Below are 265 nucleotides of genomic sequence, written 5' to 3'. Positions count from 1 at the left end.
TGCGATAAGTAGGTCGGGACACGTGATATCTTGACTGAAGATGGGGGGACCATCCTCCAAGGCTAAATACTACCAACTGACCGATAGTGAACCAGTACCGTGAGGGAAAGGCGAAAAGAACCCCGGAGAGGGGAGTGAAATAGAACCTGAAACCGTGTACGTACAAGCAGTGGGAGCCCTTCGGGGTGACTGCGTACCTTTTGTATAATGGGTCAGCGACTTATTGTCTGTAGCAAGCTTAACCGTTTAGGGGAGGCGTAGGGAA

The 265-nt window shown here is 50.9% G+C and carries 1 rRNA gene; it reads left to right on the top strand.

From position 1 onward, the window contains the following. A 23S ribosomal RNA gene (locus A3709_RS20990) occupies positions 1-265 on the top strand; the annotation flags it as partial.

Source organism: Halioglobus sp. HI00S01, assembly GCF_001635445.1.
GTDB classification, from domain to species: domain Bacteria; phylum Pseudomonadota; class Gammaproteobacteria; order Pseudomonadales; family Halieaceae; genus Halioglobus; species Halioglobus japonicus.
Note: the sequence above shows the minus strand (reverse complement) of the source record. Positions and strands in the feature narration are given on the sequence as shown.